The sequence below is a fragment of the Bacillus sp. A01H genome, from assembly GCF_045277205.1.
GTDB classification, from domain to species: Bacteria; Bacillota; Bacilli; order Bacillales; family Bacillaceae_G; genus Bacillus_A; species Bacillus_A paranthracis.
This window is the reverse complement of the sequence record NZ_CP117702.1, coordinates 5,197,738-5,214,507: the sequence shown is the minus strand read 5'-3', so window position 1 is coordinate 5,214,507 and position 16,770 is coordinate 5,197,738. Positions and strand designations below refer to the sequence as shown.

Below are 16,770 nucleotides of genomic sequence, written 5' to 3'. Positions count from 1 at the left end.
ATCATTCCTTTTCTTTTTCTTTTTTTAGGAGTGAAACGTGTTTTTGCAAATTCGTTTGAATATGGGAAAGCAATGAGATTTGCTTTGTTACTTCATTAAGTTTATCTTCATAAAGCGTAAGGATGCTGCTGCACGGATTGTCGTATAAGTGCGGTTCAATTTCAAGGCAGCGCAGCATCCTTGCCGTCTCTTCTAAATTCAAGCCAATTTGTAAGTACATCAGAATAAGCTTCACTTTTTCGATGGCACTTTCGTCAAAATCACGATAGCCATTTGCGAGGCGCTTCGAAGGAAGTAATCCCTTTTCTTCGTAATGTCTTAGTGATCTTTCGCTAACGCCAGTTTCTTTTGATAACTCCCCGATTCGCAATGCGTTTCACTCCTTCTACATGTATTGTAAACCTTCACACTAATGTGAAGGTCAATGCTGTTTTTTCGCAAAAGAATTTACATGATTTAAAAACACTTGAATAGCTTTAGACGGAATAAAATATTTGCCGCGCACGATGGAGAATGGACGGATGAGTTGTTCATCTGGAACTTCGACGTGGAATAGTTCTTTTGCCAGTAGCTCTTTCCGTACAGTCCAATCAGAAAGGATAGCGATGCCAAGCCCAGCACTCACCGCTTCCTTCACGCTTTGAATACTGCTGAATGTAAAGGAACGCTTTAGTTTTAAATGGTGTTGATGAATAAAACGGTCACTATAAGCACGTGTACCAGAACCACTTTCTCTTAATACCCATACTTGATCTTGGAGTGTCCTTTCATTTATTTCATTTGTGCGGAGTAGTGGATGGTTTGGCGGGACGACGAGTTTCATTTCATCTTGCATAAACGTTTCAACGTCAACGTCGGCGTATACAACTTGACCTTCTACTAAGCCGATATCAATTTGATTAGAGCGAAGGCTTTGCAAAACGTCTTCTGTATTTGAAATAAGGGTATGAACTTCGACGCGTGGATTTTCATTGGCATAATTAGCGAGTATTTTTGGAAGTAAGTATTCGCCAATTGTAAAACTAGCACCGATGCGAAGCGTTCCTGTTACAACGTTATGTAGTTCATTAATTTCTTGTTTGGCATCTTCATAAAGAGAGAGCATTTGCTTTGCATGTATGTATAGAATATTTCCAGCTTCCGTAACTTGGACATGTTTGGGGGATCGCTGAATAAGCGTAGTTCCAAATTCGTTTTCTAAGTTGCGTATATGCATACTTACGCCAGGCTGTGAAAGATTTAATAATTCTGCTGCACGGGAGAAATGTTTCTGCTCAACGACAGTAACAAAAATTTTTAAAATGTCTACGTTCATATCATCTGCTCCTTTCTTTTTCTATCATCTTATCATAAGTATTTCTGATGATAGAGATTTGGTATTGGTATTAAACTTATTATAGAAACTCTCTTATAATGTAAGTAGAAAGAACATGCATGTTCCAATACGATTATTGGAGTGGTTCAAAGTGGAACAAACACTTGTTATACAAAAGAAGAAGCGTTTTGGATTTTCGCAAGGGATTGGGATTACATTATTAATCGCAATTGTGGCGAAATATTTAGCGGAGCTTCCATTTTTAAATATTATGGGACAATTAGTAATTGCTATTCTAATTGGGATGGTTTGGCGTGCGGCAATTGGAGTCCCTCATGAAGCAATTGCGGGGACGAACTTTGCGAGTAAGAAATTGCTTCGCTTTGGGATTATCTTACTTGGAATGCGATTAAATCTTGTTGATATTGCGAAGGCAGGGCCGAAAGTATTGGTCATCGCAGCGGTTGTTATTACATTTACGATTTTCGTTGTATACGGACTAACGAAAGTATTTAAAGTAGAGAAGAAGCTTGGAATTTTAACAGCATGCGGAACAGCGATTTGTGGCGCGGCAGCGGTCGTGGCAATTGCGCCGCAAGTGAAAGCAAAAGATGATGAAACGGCAGTTGGGGCTGCAATCATTGCTATTTTAGGTACGATATTTACGCTTATTTATACGTTATTATATCCAGTGCTTGGCTTTTCTCCGTACGGCTACGGTGTATTCTCGGGTGCGACGCTGCATGAAATCGCTCATGTTATCGCAGCTGCGGCGCCAGGAGGAAGTACGGCTGTAGACATCGCAGTTATCGTGAAGTTAACGCGCGTTGCAATGCTTGTACCAGTAGCGATTTTAATTGGATTATGGTTTGGTAAGAGTGAGGGAAGCAAGGAAAAAAGATCATGGCGCGACCTTCCAATTCCGTGGTTCATTTTCGGATTTTTAGCGATGAGTGCGGTGCATTCTCTTGGCGTGATTCCAGAAGTTGTTGCGGGATATATTGTAGTCATCGCTTATATGCTTATCGCAATGGCGATGGCGGGGCTTGGCTTAAATGTAGAGTTTAAAACGTTCCGGAAGTTAGGAAGCAAAGCATTCGTGGCAGGGCTAATTGGCTCGGTTTGCTTATCGGTGCTTGGATATGTTCTTGTATATGCGTTAGGATTTATGTAGTAGGAAGAAGCTGTTCCAAAAGATATTTTGGGACAGCTTCTTTCTTATGTTTATAGTGCTACAGATGTCGGTATTTGTCGGTAAGTCGATATATTGAAAAAATCGCCGATATAAATGGAGTTGCGCTGATATATTTGGGGAATCGCCGATATAATTTCAGTTGCGCTGATATATTTAGGAAATCGCTGATATAAATTTAATTCCCTCTGTACTTTGTTAGAAAAGATGTTCAGTGAAATATTTTTCTAAAATTTGTAAAGATACCTTTACTTACAACTGGAAAATATTTATAATTTAAGTAAAGATATCTTTACTTTTGAAGGTGGAGCCTATGGGTGTAAAAAATAAAATTAAAGAATTAAGAAAGCAACATCATATAACACAAGTTGAAATGGCAAAGGCGATGCAGGTGACGCGGCAGACAATCGTGGCGATTGAAAACCATCATTACAACCCGAGTCTAGAGTTATCCTTAAAAATTGCCAAATATTTTGGAGTGAAGGTGGAAGAAATATTTACGCTAGAGTAAGGGGAGGAAAAATGAACAATACGAAAAAGCTATTGATCGGTGCGACTTTTGGATTGTTTTTGGGAGACGTTATAGTTCATATTATGAATCCGGCTATACCAATTTTACCGCTCGTATGTAGTAATATTTTAGCGATTGTATTTCTAGTGTTGTATACAAATTACAAAAATCGTAAGTACAGAAAAGAAGAACTTCCAGATATAGATGAACGAGTAAATGAAAATATAAAAAAATATGTAAATATCTCATTTGTATTCGCGTTTCTATTGCTTATTGTTTATATTGTTGCGAGTAAAGCAATAGGCAGGGCTGTTATACCAGTGCAAGAAATATTTCTGATATGTAGTTCCTTATTTGCGGGTAGTCTCATCATAGGAGCCATGATAGGAAAACGAGCATAGCGATAGGAGGAATGAAAGATGCAAGATGAGTTTGAGAGATTTCAGTCGGATAAAGCGTTTAAATATTTAGGGTTGTTTTTAGCGATTAGTTTAGCCATATGGAGTTTGTACAATTTAATTGTTGATGGAAATGCTGGTATGCCATTTGTTTTATTTGTACTAGGACAGTGGGTGTATTTTCTTGTGAACTATTGGCCGAAGTGGAAGTATAGAAATCAAAAAGAGGCGGATCATGTATGAGTAAGCAAGATGTTATAAGGTTTATAGGAAGTTTATTTTTAGCGGAGCTTATTTTAAATGCGAGTTTAATAATGTTAAGTATTTCGTGGAGAACTATTTTCATATCGAATGTAGCACTAGTCATTTTATATGGCATTGCGGAATATAGAGAACAGAAGCGTTTGAAAGAAGAGGGAATACCGTCGATTGATGAGCGAGTTGTGAACAAGATGAAGTCATATTTTACGATTAGTATGACAAGCTTCGTTTTCTTGTTCATTATGTATCTTTGTGTAAATAAGTATTTAGACAGGCTAGTAGTACATGTAAATGAGTTATTATATATTGCTATTTTTGGTCTATTAATAAGTATGGCATCGACGAGCGTGTTAGCAACAAGGAATAGATAGAAAAAGGGGAACTGGGATGGGATTACCGGTATTATGTGTCGCTACGGCTATTTTTGCTTTGTTTTGGGGAATGCAGAACTTTTCTCATAATCCAGTGCCGAGTATTTGTATTATGCTTGGTACTGTAGGTTTATCGTATTATTTATTAGTTTCAGCTCATTATCATAAAACAGCAACGAGTGTTGTTGTTGGGGCACTTATTTTATTTTGTGGTCGTGCTGTGCAAAAGGGGTTATTTCCGTAAAGGCTGTTTATACGAAGCGTATAAACAGCCTTTTGTATTTTTTTTACAAAACACTTGAAAGTTACGTAACGTCATCTTTTATAATGAAGGAGAAGAGGTGATGGTAGTGATTTCAATTCAACAATTGACGAGAGAAACAGGGGTTACGGTACGTACATTACGTTATTATGATCAAATAGATTTATTAAAGCCGAGTGGTAAAACAGAGGGTGGACATCGGTTATATAGTGAAGCGGACGTTATTCGTTTGCAACAAATTTTGTTTTTAAAGGAAATGGGATTTTCATTAAAAGAAACTGCGAATATGTTAGTAAAAGGTGAGCTAGATTTAAAAAATTCGCTTGAAAAACAACTTCGGTTTGTACAAGAAGAACAAAAGAAATTTAATCGAATGGAGAGTGTTTTACAAGCAGTTGTTTATTCGGTAGATGTGGAAGGAGAACTCGATTGGAAAGTTATGTTTGAACTGATTCAGCTTTCGAAGCAGTCTTCTCGTATACGTGAAATATTTCAAAATGAAGTATTTTCAAAGGAAGAACAAAAATTGCTTCATAATTTACCAAACATGAGTAAGGAAGATCCGAATGTTTTAGAATGGGTAGATTTATTAAAGCAATTCCGTACTTTTATGAAAGACGGTAAAGAAGTAGCTAGTGATGAGGTACAAGGGGCAACGAAGAAATTAATGCAGAAATGTTTAGAAATGGCTAATGGTGATGAAGCGTTTTTAGATAAGTTATGGGAAGTTAGAAAATCGAAGGAAGATTCACAGAAAATGAGCCTGTATCCGATTGAAGAAGAACTTTTACTATATATGGATGAAGCTTTTCGTATCTATGATGAAAAGGAGAAGGCTAAATGAGTATGCTCGCAGAATATCGTTGGTATTTTCTAATTGGGGCAGAAATTGTATTTTGGTTAGCGGCTATCGGTTTCTTTTTACTCCGTTACGGATTTCGTTTGAAAAAGGCGAGTTTTATTATGGGAATTGTGCTACTCGTAAATGAAGTGTTTATTTTAACTTTAGGGGTAGTGGACTATTATCAAACAGGAAAGTTTTCTAACTTTCAAATCATTACTGTAATCATTTTATTGTATGCAGTCTTCTACGGGAAAAAGGATTTGAAGAAGCTTGATATATTTGCGCAAAAATTAGTTGCGAAATGGCGGAATGAGCCGGCGCCTATTATAGAAGAACAGGTAGAATTAACAGGTATGGCTTATGCGAAGCAGGAAATGAAAAATTGGGTATTGCACCTTAGTTTGTTTGTTGTTGTGCATATTTTCTTTTTCTTTCTGTACGGTCTTGCCCCGGTTGAACAATGGCGTAATTGGTTAGAAACGGGAATTGTTTTAAATAAAGCAGCGAGTCGGGTTAGCCGAGTTTGGGCGATTATACTTTTAGTGGATACAGTTATTTCATTTTCATATGTTCTTTTTCCGAAGAAGGAGAAGGGGAAAGAGAAGCTACTTTCTTAGAGGAAAGTAGCTTTTTTAGTATACCGATAGTTTGTATAGGAGAGGATGACAGTAGGAAAAAGAGCGGATTTTAAATGAAGTGGAATCTTAATCAGTGTGGTGCTTACTGTTTGTTCATGCGGAAGAAGATTTGATAAGGAAGGAAGTGTACTCTCCTTCCTTTTTCTATATATATTGTCGAAAACTTTACCGAATATCTGTTCGTTTTTTTAGGTTTTTTATGGGCATTCGTGGTAAAATAATAATACAGATTTTTATGAGGAGGTCGGATTTTCTTGGAACGTCAATTTGAAATTGTCTCAGCGTATTCCCCACAAGGTGATCAGCCGGTAGCTATAGAGAAGCTTGTAGAGGGAATTAATAGTGGAAAGAAAAAGCAAGTGTTGCTTGGAGCGACAGGAACGGGTAAGACATTTACGATTTCAAATGTCATTAAAGAAGTGCAAAAGCCAACACTTGTCATGGCTCACAATAAAACGTTAGCAGGACAGTTATATAGTGAGTTGAAAGACTTTTTCCCGAATAATGCAGTTGAATATTTTGTTAGTTATTACGATTATTATCAACCAGAAGCGTATGTGCCGCAAACAGATACGTTTATTGAAAAAGACGCACAGATTAATGATGAAATTGATAAATTGCGTCACTCGGCAACGTCTGCATTATTTGAACGGGATGATGTAATTATCGTTGCGAGTGTTTCGTGTATATATGGTTTAGGTTCTCCAGAAGAATACCGCGAGTTAGTTGTTTCACTTCGAGTTGGTATGGAAAAGGATCGCAATCAATTGCTTCGTGAACTTGTTGATGTGCAGTATGGTCGTAATGATATTGATTTCAAGCGTGGTACATTCCGTGTGCGCGGAGATGTAGTTGAAATCTTCCCGGCATCACTTGACGAGCATTGTATTCGAATTGAGTTTTTTGGCGATGAAATTGATCGTATTCGCGAAGTAAATGCTTTAACGGGGGAAGTATTAGCAGAACGTGATCATGTAGCAATCTTCCCAGCATCTCACTTCGTTACACGTGAAGAAAAGATGAAGGTCGCTATTGAAAATATCGAAAAAGAACTAGAAGAGCGTTTAAAGGAATTAAATGATAACGGCAAGTTGTTAGAAGCGCAGCGTATAGAGCAGCGTACACGTTATGATTTAGAAATGATGCGTGAGATGGGCTTTTGTTCAGGTATTGAAAACTATTCCCGTCATTTAACACTTCGTCCAGCGGGGGCAACGCCGTATACGTTATTAGACTATTTCCCGGAAGATTTCTTAATTGTTATGGATGAGTCGCACGTATCAGTGCCGCAAGTAAGAGCGATGTATAACGGGGACCAAGCGCGTAAGCAAGTACTTGTGGATCATGGATTCCGTCTGCCATCAGCTTTAGATAATAGACCGCTCACTTTTGATGAGTTTGAAGAGAAAACGAATCAAGTTATTTACGTTTCAGCAACGCCAGGACCGTATGAATTAGAGCAGTCGCCAGAAGTAATAGAACAAATTATTCGTCCAACAGGGCTTTTAGATCCGCCAATTGATATACGACCAATTGAAGGGCAAATTGACGATTTATTAGGAGAAATTCAAGATCGCATTGCAAAAAATGAACGTGTATTAATTACGACTTTAACGAAGAAGATGTCAGAGGATTTAACAGACTACTTAAAAGATGTAGGAATTAAGGTGAATTACCTGCATTCTGAAGTGAAAACGTTAGAACGTATTGAAATTATACGAGATCTTCGCCTTGGTAAGTTTGATGTTCTCGTTGGTATTAACTTATTGCGAGAAGGATTAGATATTCCAGAAGTATCCCTTGTAGCGATTTTAGATGCTGATAAGGAAGGATTCTTACGTTCAGAACGTTCATTAATTCAAACAATTGGCCGTGCAGCACGTAATGAAAACGGCCGCGTTATTATGTACGCAGATCGTATAACGAGATCGATGGGAATTGCGATTGAAGAAACGAAGCGTCGTCGCACTATACAAGAAGCTTACAATAAAGAGCATGGTATTACGCCGAAAACGATTCAAAAAGGTGTGCGTGATGTGATACGTGCAACGACAGCTGCTGAAGAGACAGAAACATATGAAGCAACGCCAGCTAAGAAGATGACGAAAAAAGAGCGTGAAAAGACAATTGCGAAGATGGAAGCAGAAATGAAAGAAGCAGCAAAAGCGTTAGACTTCGAGCGTGCAGCTGAATTAAGAGATTTACTATTAGAATTAAAAGCGGAAGGGTGAAAAGAGTGAGTAAGAGCAAGGATTTTATCGTTGTAAAAGGTGCTAGAGCACATAACTTAAAAAATATTGATGTAACCATTCCGAGAAATCAGCTTGTCGTTGTAACGGGATTGTCTGGTTCGGGGAAATCATCATTAGCATTTGATACGATTTATGCAGAAGGGCAGCGCAGATACGTAGAATCGTTATCTGCGTATGCACGCCAGTTTTTAGGGCAAATGGATAAACCGGATGTAGATACGATTGAAGGATTGTCACCAGCAATTTCAATTGATCAAAAAACGACGAGTCGTAATCCGCGTTCAACTGTTGGAACGGTAACGGAGATTTATGATTATTTACGTTTATTATTTGCGCGAATTGGTACGCCAATTTGTCCGAATCATGGCATTGAAATTACGTCACAAACAGTAGAGCAGATGGTAGACCGTGTACTTGAATATCCTGAACGTACGAAATTACAAGTGCTAGCTCCTATCGTTTCTGGTCGTAAAGGTGCACATGTGAAAGTGCTTGAAGATATTAAGAAGCAAGGATATGTTCGTGTACGTGTTGATGGTGAAATGCTTGATGTGTCTGAAGATATTGCGTTAGATAAAAATAAGAAGCATTCCATTGAAGTTGTAATAGACCGTATTGTTGTAAAAGAAGGGATCGCAAGCCGTCTTGCAGATTCTCTTGAAAGTGCATTAAAGCTTGGCGGGGGACGAGTGTTAATCGATGTTATGGGAGAAGAGGAACTTCTATTTAGTGAACATCATGCTTGTCCGCATTGTGGTTTTTCAATTGGAGAATTAGAACCGCGTATGTTCTCATTCAATAGTCCTTTCGGGGCATGTCCTTCTTGTGATGGGCTTGGTTCAAAGTTAGAGGTAGATTTAGAACTTGTTATTCCGAACTGGGATTTATCATTAAATGAACATGCGATTGCGCCTTGGGAGCCGACAAGTTCACAATATTACCCACAACTTTTACAATCTGTATGTAATCATTACGGCGTTGATATGGATGTGCCTGTGAAAGATATACCGAAAGATTTGTTTGATAAAGTGTTGTACGGAAGCGGAGAAGAGAAAGTTTATTTCCGTTATGTGAATGAATTTGGTCAAGTAAAGGAAAATGAGATTTTATTTGAAGGTGTTATTCCAAATATTGAACGTCGTTATCGTGAAACGAGTTCGGATTACGTTCGTGAGCAAATGGAAAAGTATATGGCAGAGCAAGCTTGTCCGAAGTGTAAAGGTGGACGTTTAAAGCCTGAGAGTTTAGCTGTTTTCGTTGGCGGAAAAACGATTGCTGATGTAACGAAATATTCTGTTCAAGAAGTACAGGAATTCTTCTCAAGTGTGGAGCTAACAGAGAAACAACAAAAAATTGCTCATTTAATTTTAAGAGAAATTCAGGAGCGCGTTGGGTTCTTAGTGAACGTCGGTTTAGATTATTTAACGTTAAGTCGTGCCGCAGGAACTTTATCAGGTGGTGAGGCGCAACGTATTCGTTTAGCAACGCAAATTGGTTCTCGTCTTACTGGCGTACTTTACATTCTTGATGAGCCTTCTATCGGTTTGCATCAGCGCGATAACGATCGTCTTATTCGTACATTGCAAGAAATGCGTGATTTAGGTAATACGTTAATTGTTGTTGAGCATGATGAAGATACGATGATGGCAGCTGATTATTTACTTGATATCGGGCCTGGCGCAGGTATTCACGGTGGACAAGTCGTATCAGCAGGTACACCAGCTGAAGTGATGCAAGATGAGAATTCGCTAACAGGTAAGTATTTAAGCGGTAAAGAGTTTATTCCAGTTCCACTTGAAAGACGTAAAGGTGACGGACGAAAAGTGGAAATTGTCGGTGCAAAGGAGAATAACTTAAAGAACGCGAAAATGTCATTCCCGCTTGGTACGTTTGTAGCGGTAACGGGTGTATCTGGTTCTGGTAAAAGTACGATGATTAATGAAGTACTATATAAATCGTTAGCGCAAAAGTTATATAAAGCGAAAGCGAAGCCGGGTACTCATAAAGAAATTAAAGGTCTTGAGCATTTAGATAAAGTAATCGATATTGATCAATCGCCAATTGGACGTACACCACGTTCTAACCCAGCGACTTATACAGGTGTGTTTGATGATATTCGTGATGTGTTTGCTCAAACGAATGAAGCGAAAGTACGCGGATATCAAAAAGGACGTTTCAGCTTTAATGTAAAAGGTGGACGTTGTGAAGCGTGCCGTGGTGATGGAATTATAAAAATCGAAATGCACTTCTTACCAGATGTATACGTGCCGTGTGAAGTTTGTCACGGTAAACGTTACAACCGTGAAACGTTAGAAGTGAAATATAAAGATAAGAACATTTCTGAAGTATTAGGAATGACAATTGAAGATGGGGTAGAGTTCTTCGCTAACATCCCAAAAATTAAGCGTAAACTTCAAACGCTTGTAGATGTTGGACTTGGTTATATGAAATTAGGGCAACCAGCTACGACGTTATCTGGTGGTGAAGCACAGCGCGTGAAATTAGCTTCTGAATTACACCGTCGTTCTACAGGGCGTACACTATACATTTTAGACGAGCCAACGACTGGTTTACATGCGCATGATATCGCGCGTCTTCTAGAAGTGCTGCAACGTCTTGTTGAGAGCGGTGAGACGGTACTTGTAATTGAACATAATTTAGATGTAATTAAAACAGCAGATTATATCGTTGACCTTGGACCAGAGGGCGGAGACAAAGGTGGACAAATCGTTGCTTCCGGAACTCCAGAGCAAGTAGTGAAAGAAGAGCGTTCGTATACGGGTAAGTATTTAAAAGAGATTTTAAATCGTGATAAAGCAAGAATGAAAGAGAAAATAAAAGAAGTAGAGTTATCGCAATAAGTTTAGTAATAAAAACCGAGTGGAAATGACGCTCGGTTTTTATTGTATAGGGGGAGAAGGTGGAGTTTTTAGATGTGTTGCGAAAGAAAAATATGAAGGTAAGAGAGTTTCGAAATTGGGGTGTATATTTTCGGAAGCGCTGGGAGGATAACTTTGCAAATCATTTAAGTGATGAAGAAAAAGAAGATATTTTTCTTTATGGAGATAAGTATAGATGTGGGTATCTATGGCACATATTTAGTTATGAGAAAAAGAAGTGTTTAGAGGGTAAAGAAGCGGAAAACACGTTTCATAATGAAGGGAAAAAGGAGTGCTACATCTTCTATCAACACTGTGATGATGTACTACTAATAAAAGATGCAAGTTTATTAAGTATGGATGATATGTATAAAGGCGATATTTACATTGTAGATAGAGAGTTCACTTGGACTTTTGTAAAAACGCATGAACATAGATGGTGTGGGCCTTATTTCGCAAAGAAGTGCTAGTAGGTATACAAGCATGAAGAGTAGAATAAGTTGATATAAGTGTCCGTATCATACTTGCGTTTATTGTCTATTAGCGTATGATGAAAGATATATGTTTAAAAGGATGTGTAAGAAAATGAGATGGATTGTATCACTTCTTGTAAATAGCGTTGTGTTAATCGCTGTATCGGGACTTTTAAAAGGGATTGCACCAGACGCGTTTTACGTAGCAAATATACAAACTGCAATTATTGCGAGTATTATTTTGGCTGTTTTAAATGTGTTCGTAAAACCGTTTTTAATTTTAATTACGCTACCAATTACTGTTGTAACTTTCGGTTTCTTCTTAATTGTTATTAATGCGATTACGTTAAAAATAGCAGATTCATTATTAGGAGACGCATTTAATATATCAGGTTTCGGTGTAGCGATCGTTGCGGCAATTTGTATTTCAATTTTTAATATGATTATTGAAAAGGCAATTGTGGAACCTTTATATGAAAAAAAGAGAAAATGACAAAAAGAAAAACATTTCATGATATGTATGAAATGTTTTTTTCTATTTATTAGAAACCGTATTTCTTGTTTCCAGAAAAAAATGGTACAATATCCGGTAGAATGGAATTTTACATCAAATGAGACTGAACCCGCAGCGGAGTGGAGGTTTATACATATGCCAAAAGTAAGGACAAAAGATTTGATTGAACAATTTCAATTGGAGTTAATAAGTGGTGAAGAAGGAATTCATCGTCCAATTGATACAAGTGATTTATCACGACCTGGAATTGAAATGGCAGGATTTTTTACATATTATCCAGCTGATCGCGTGCAGCTTCTTGGAAAGACGGAGCTTACATTCTTTGACACGTTAACGTCAGATCAAAAACAAGAGAGAATGAAAGCGCTTTGTACTGAGGAGACGCCATGTATTATTGTAACTCGTAATCAAGATGTACCAGATGAGTTACTGCAAGCATCACGTGAATCAGGCATGCCTTTATTACGTTCTTCTCAAACGACAACAAGACTATCAAGTCGTTTAACAAATTATTTAGAAGGTAAGTTAGCGCCAACAACTGCCGTTCATGGTGTGTTAGTAGATATTTACGGCGTTGGTGTTTTAATTACAGGGCAAAGTGGTGTCGGTAAGAGTGAGACAGCTCTTGAACTTGTAAAACGTGGTCATCGCCTTGTTGCGGATGATAGTGTAGAAATTCGCCAAGAAGATGAAGACATGTTGGTCGGAAGCTCTCCAGATTTAATTGAGCATTTATTAGAAATTCGAGGTCTAGGCATTATTAACGTTATGACGTTATTCGGTGCAGGGGCAGTGCGAAATTATAAGCGTATTACACTTGTTATTAATCTTGAAATTTGGGATCAAAAGAAAAATTATGATCGCTTAGGTCTTGATGAAGAGAAGATGAAGATTATTGATACAGAACTTACGAAGATTACACTTCCAGTTCGCCCTGGTCGAAACTTAGCTGTTATTATTGAAGTGGCAGCGATGAACTTCCGTTTAAAACGTATGGGAGTCAATGCAGCACAGCAGTTCTCAGAACGATTAATGAGTGCGATTGAGTTAGGAAATCAGGAGTAAACATTGGAGAGGGAGGTCATACATATGCTGTTAGGTTCTGTACCACAGCTTGACCGCGTAGCTATCCAACTTGGACCGTTTCCTGTTTATTGGTACGGGATTATTATCGGTACAGGTGTGCTATTAGGTCTTTGGCTAGCAACTCGCGAAGGAGAAAGGCTAGGTATTCCAAAAGATACATTTGTTGACCTTGTATTAATTGCAGTACCGATCGCTATTCTATTTGCGAGAATGTACTATGTTATTTTTGAATGGGAATATTACGCGCAAAACCCGAGTCAAATTATTAATATTCGTCAAGGTGGCTTGGCGATTCATGGTGGTTTAATCGGGGCTGTTATTACAGGGATTCTTTTTGCGAAACGCCGCGGGGTTTCATTCTGGAAGTTGGCAGATATTGCTGCGCCAAGTATTTTACTAGGACAAGCAATTGGCCGATGGGGAAACTTTATGAACCAAGAGGCGCATGGTGATGAAGTAACGAGACAGTTTTTAGAAGGTCTTCATTTACCAGATTTCATTATTAATCAAATGTACATTGATGGTGTGTACTACCACCCGACGTTTTTATATGAATCATTATGGAATTTTGCAGGTGTCATTTTATTACTTGCATTAAGAAAAGTGAATTTACGCCGCGGGGAATTATTCTTCACATATTTAATTTGGTATTCAGTAGGACGCTTCTTCGTAGAAGGGTTACGTACAGATAGTTTAATGCTAGGGCCACTTCGTATTGCACAAGTAATGTCAATTGGACTTGTTGTTATTTCTATTATTTTCATTATTGTGAGACGAAAAATGGGGCAAGCTGATAAAAGATATTTAGAAAATTAGAGAAAAGTAGCATCTTATTATAAGATGCTGCTTCTTTCATATTCAGGAAAGAGAAAGGACTAAGACAATGAGAATAAATACAGTGTTATTTGATTTAGATGGAACATTAATTAATACAAACGAACTTATTATTTCTTCTTTTTTACATACTTTACATACATATTATCCAAATCAATATAAGCGTGAAGATGTATTACCATTTATCGGTCCGTCTTTGCATGATACGTTCAGTAAGATTGATGAAAGCAAGGTTGAAGAGTTAATTACGAGTTATCGTCAATTTAATCATGATCATCATGATGAATTAGTAGAAGAATATGAAACTGTATATGAAACAGTTCAAGAGTTGAAGAAACAAGGCTATAAGGTTGGTATTGTTACAACGAAAGCACGACAAACTGTTGAGATGGGATTAAAGTTATCGAAGCTTGATGAGTTTTTTGATGTTGTTGTGACAATTGATGATGTCGAGCATGTGAAACCACATCCAGAGCCACTTCAAAAAGCGCTTCAGTTATTAGATGCGAAACCGGAAGAAGCATTGATGGTTGGGGATAATCATCATGATATTGTTGGCGGACAAAATGCGGGTACGAAAACAGCTGCGGTTTCATGGACATTGAAAGGTAGAGCGTATTTAGAGGCTTACAAGCCAGACTTTATGCTAGATAAAATGAGTGATTTATTGCCGATTTTGTCCGACATGAATCGTTCGTAAAGATAAGTAGAGGAGCGAGTGAAGTGCGACGGACAACGCGCTATCCTGTTTCAGGAGAAAATTCATTATGGAATGTGTATAAGACAGTGTCTTTTTGGAAGGTAATGAAGAATTTTATTATTATCCAAATTGCACGTTACACGCCATTTTTATCTGTAAAAAATTGGTTGTACCGCACATTTTTGCGGATGAAAGTAGGAAAGAAAACATCGTTTGCGCTCATGGTAATGCCGGATATTATGTTCCCGGAAAAGATAACTGTGGGAGATAATTCGATTATTGGCTATAACACGACGCTTTTAGCGCACGAATATTTAATTCGCGAATATCGACTTGGAGAGATCGTTATTGGAAACGAAGTGATGATCGGGGCAAATACGACTATATTACCAGGTGTGAAAATTGGGGATGGCGCGATTGTTTCAGCTGGCACACTCGTTCATAAAGATGTGCCAGGCGGTGCTTTCGTGGGTGGGAATCCAATGCGTGTTATTTATACGAAAGAGCAAATGGAGGCTAGAGAAGGTTCATACTAGAAATGTAACATTTCTCTTCTTTTTTAATGAATAAAAAGGAAATAATTGAGTATAATATACTGTTTTGTTTTTTACGGAATCGTTTATACTTATAGATAGAAGAATGTGTGAACGAAGAAAACAAAAAACTGGAGGATATATGGGGAAAAATCAAAGAATATATAAGGAGAACGGACAAGTTATCTCTTTTAATCAATTAGCGGACTTCTTTTATAAAAAAGGGATGAGGGCTTACAAAGGACAAAAATTGCAAGATGCAATTAAATATTTTCGAAGAGCGGCACAAAGCGAGAAGGAGCCGTTTATTTTATGTCAATTAGCAACAGTATTATCTGAGGCTGGTGAATATCAAGAGTCGAATCAAACCTTCTTTAAGCTTGTTAGATCTAATCCAGAACTTGAACAATGTTATTATTTTATTGCAAATAATTATGCGTATATGGGTCTATTTCAGCATGCGAAGAAGTATGCGGATCGCTATTTAGAAGTTGCAGAAGAGAAGGAATTTGTTGAAGATACATTAGAATTACTTGAAATTATGGAAGAAGAAGCGATGGGTGCGGAAGAGATTGAGGATGAAGATGATTTAATTGTTATGCAGGAAGAAGCCAATCGTTATATTCGTAATGGACAATTGGAAGAAGCAATTGCTACATTAGAAATTGTTACGAAAGACTATCCGGAATTTTGGTCAGGGCATAATAATTTAGCCATTGCGCATTTTCAATCTGGTAATGTAGATAAGGCACTGAAATTAACGGAAATGATTTTAGAGAAAAATCCTGGTAATATACATGCGCTTTGTAATACACTTATTTTTCTATATTCAATTGGAGAGCATAAACAAGTAGAGGTGTTAGCTGCTCAGTTAGTTTCGGTATATCCGATTTCGTTTGAACATCGTTTGAAACTTGGGACGACACTTGCAACAATTGGTCATTTCGAGCCTGCATATAAATGGTTCAAATTATTAAAGCGTCAAGGATACGAAGGAGACGTTAGTTTCTATTATTGGTTTGCATATTCTGCGTATATGGTGAAAGATCAGCAAGTAGCTGAAAAAATGTGGCAACATGTTGTAGAATTGCACCCTGATAAAAAGGGAAAAGAACCGTGGAATGCATTGAATTTAGCGGATGAAGGACAAAATGTGTTATTTGAAGAATTACGAAAATCATTCCAGCAAAGTGCGACGCTAGAGGAACAAATGCTAGCTTTATATTTAATGAATGAATTATCAACGCCGGAGAAGGTTGGATTCTTCTTTGATGTAACGCAGGCGAAGAATGGTGTTCCAATCGTATCGCAACTTGCAAAGTATTTCTTTTTACTGAATAGCCATAAGAGTATTCCAGCTGATTTACAGCAATTTGAACAGTGCGCGCGAATCGCGGATGCTTTATACAATTATACGAAAAAAGATGATGAATTAATCGAAGAGTGTTTACAATTTTGGTTTTGTACGTTCATACGTTTATATACATCTGGGGCAGTTTTTACAAATGTATACGGCTGGTCAGCTGCGGTTGAATATATCGTACGCAGTGAACAAGGAAATAAGATGACACAGTCGGAGCTCGGAGATGTGTATAATGTATCTGTAGCGACTGTTCGAAAGTATGTGCAAGCTGTTAAGCGTACGCACACATAGATAAGCAAATCATTGGGAAAAAAATGATGCGAACAGTATAATGAGGGTAACTT

At 37.8% G+C, this 16,770-nt stretch carries 19 protein-coding genes; 17 read left to right on the top strand and 2 right to left on the bottom strand.

The features are described from left to right. Position 1 precedes the first annotated feature (1 nt). Positions 2-370: a MerR family transcriptional regulator gene (locus PSR14_RS27830; protein ID WP_098487181.1), complete on the bottom strand. Its 369-nt coding sequence runs from the start codon at positions 368-370 to the stop codon at positions 2-4. Positions 371-421: 51 nt separating this feature from the next. After that, positions 422-1,315 carry a LysR family transcriptional regulator gene (locus PSR14_RS27825; protein WP_001100010.1) on the bottom strand — a complete coding sequence of 298 codons (894 nt, stop codon included), beginning with the start codon at positions 1,313-1,315 and terminating at the stop codon, positions 422-424. Between the two features lie 151 nt (positions 1,316-1,466). Here PSR14_RS27825 and PSR14_RS27820 point away from each other — a divergent pair, with 151 nt between their 5' ends. The 17 genes from PSR14_RS27820 (at position 1,467) to PSR14_RS27740 (ending at position 16,717) form a co-directional block, all read left to right on the top strand. Beyond that, on the top strand, positions 1,467-2,489 hold the full coding sequence (locus tag PSR14_RS27820; protein ID WP_000438458.1) for a YeiH family protein: 1,023 nt from the start codon (positions 1,467-1,469) through the stop codon (positions 2,487-2,489). A gap of 331 nt (positions 2,490-2,820) precedes the next feature. Further along, complete coding sequence (locus tag PSR14_RS27815) at positions 2,821-3,018, top strand: helix-turn-helix transcriptional regulator (RefSeq protein ID WP_000538359.1); 198 nt, start codon at positions 2,821-2,823, stop codon at positions 3,016-3,018. 11 nt (positions 3,019-3,029) lie between these two features. Further along, positions 3,030-3,419, top strand: a complete 390-nt coding sequence (locus PSR14_RS27810) for a hypothetical protein (protein ID WP_046198070.1) — start codon at positions 3,030-3,032, stop codon at positions 3,417-3,419. Between the two features lie 18 nt (positions 3,420-3,437). Next, positions 3,438-3,659: a hypothetical protein gene (locus tag PSR14_RS27805; protein ID WP_098487182.1), complete on the top strand. Its 222-nt coding sequence runs from the start codon at positions 3,438-3,440 to the stop codon at positions 3,657-3,659. Next, entirely contained in the window at positions 3,656-4,048 is a 393-nt protein-coding gene (locus PSR14_RS27800; RefSeq protein ID WP_046198072.1) for a hypothetical protein, read from the top strand. The genes PSR14_RS27805 and PSR14_RS27800 overlap by 4 nt, the downstream gene beginning before the upstream one ends. Before the next feature lie 16 nt (positions 4,049-4,064). Beyond that, positions 4,065-4,292, top strand: a complete 228-nt coding sequence (locus PSR14_RS27795; RefSeq protein ID WP_000524119.1) for a hypothetical protein — start codon at positions 4,065-4,067, stop codon at positions 4,290-4,292. A gap of 100 nt (positions 4,293-4,392) precedes the next feature. Continuing rightward, positions 4,393-5,154, top strand: coding sequence for a MerR family transcriptional regulator (locus tag PSR14_RS27790; RefSeq protein ID WP_000260364.1), 762 nt, complete (start codon positions 4,393-4,395; stop codon positions 5,152-5,154). Further along, positions 5,151-5,771 carry a hypothetical protein gene (locus PSR14_RS27785; protein WP_098487183.1) on the top strand — a complete coding sequence of 207 codons (621 nt, stop codon included), beginning with the start codon at positions 5,151-5,153 and terminating at the stop codon, positions 5,769-5,771. Before PSR14_RS27790 ends, PSR14_RS27785 begins: the two co-directional genes overlap by 4 nt. A gap of 275 nt (positions 5,772-6,046) precedes the next feature. Continuing rightward, on the top strand, positions 6,047-8,023 hold the full coding sequence (gene uvrB / locus PSR14_RS27780; RefSeq protein WP_000441051.1) for an excinuclease ABC subunit B: 1,977 nt from the start codon (positions 6,047-6,049) through the stop codon (positions 8,021-8,023). Positions 8,024-8,028: 5 nt separating this feature from the next. Then, positions 8,029-10,905 carry an excinuclease ABC subunit UvrA gene (uvrA, locus tag PSR14_RS27775; protein WP_000045569.1) on the top strand — a complete coding sequence of 959 codons (2,877 nt, stop codon included), beginning with the start codon at positions 8,029-8,031 and terminating at the stop codon, positions 10,903-10,905. 59 nt (positions 10,906-10,964) lie between these two features. Further along, positions 10,965-11,393 (top strand): DUF4275 family protein, encoded by a 429-nt coding sequence (locus tag PSR14_RS27770; RefSeq protein ID WP_098487184.1) that lies wholly within the window; start codon positions 10,965-10,967, stop codon positions 11,391-11,393. A gap of 115 nt (positions 11,394-11,508) precedes the next feature. Further along, positions 11,509-11,889 (top strand): phage holin family protein, encoded by a 381-nt coding sequence (locus PSR14_RS27765; RefSeq protein ID WP_001267308.1) that lies wholly within the window; start codon positions 11,509-11,511, stop codon positions 11,887-11,889. A gap of 156 nt (positions 11,890-12,045) precedes the next feature. Further along, the gene (hprK, locus tag PSR14_RS27760) at positions 12,046-12,975 is read left to right on the top strand and encodes an HPr(Ser) kinase/phosphatase (RefSeq protein WP_001127244.1); all 930 of its coding nucleotides are present in this window, start codon (positions 12,046-12,048) and stop codon (positions 12,973-12,975) included. Positions 12,976-12,999: 24 nt separating this feature from the next. Next, positions 13,000-13,812 (top strand): prolipoprotein diacylglyceryl transferase, encoded by an 813-nt coding sequence (gene lgt / locus PSR14_RS27755; protein WP_000924232.1) that lies wholly within the window; start codon positions 13,000-13,002, stop codon positions 13,810-13,812. A gap of 67 nt (positions 13,813-13,879) precedes the next feature. Then, on the top strand, positions 13,880-14,530 hold the full coding sequence (ppaX, locus tag PSR14_RS27750) for a pyrophosphatase PpaX (protein WP_001222399.1): 651 nt from the start codon (positions 13,880-13,882) through the stop codon (positions 14,528-14,530). 23 nt (positions 14,531-14,553) lie between these two features. Continuing rightward, the gene (locus PSR14_RS27745; protein ID WP_001255062.1) at positions 14,554-15,066 is read left to right on the top strand and encodes a DapH/DapD/GlmU-related protein; all 513 of its coding nucleotides are present in this window, start codon (positions 14,554-14,556) and stop codon (positions 15,064-15,066) included. A 139-nt stretch (positions 15,067-15,205) separates the two neighbouring features. Further along, positions 15,206-16,717: a lipopolysaccharide assembly protein LapB gene (locus PSR14_RS27740; RefSeq protein WP_098487185.1), complete on the top strand. Its 1,512-nt coding sequence runs from the start codon at positions 15,206-15,208 to the stop codon at positions 16,715-16,717. The last annotated feature ends 53 nt before the right edge of the window (positions 16,718-16,770 follow it).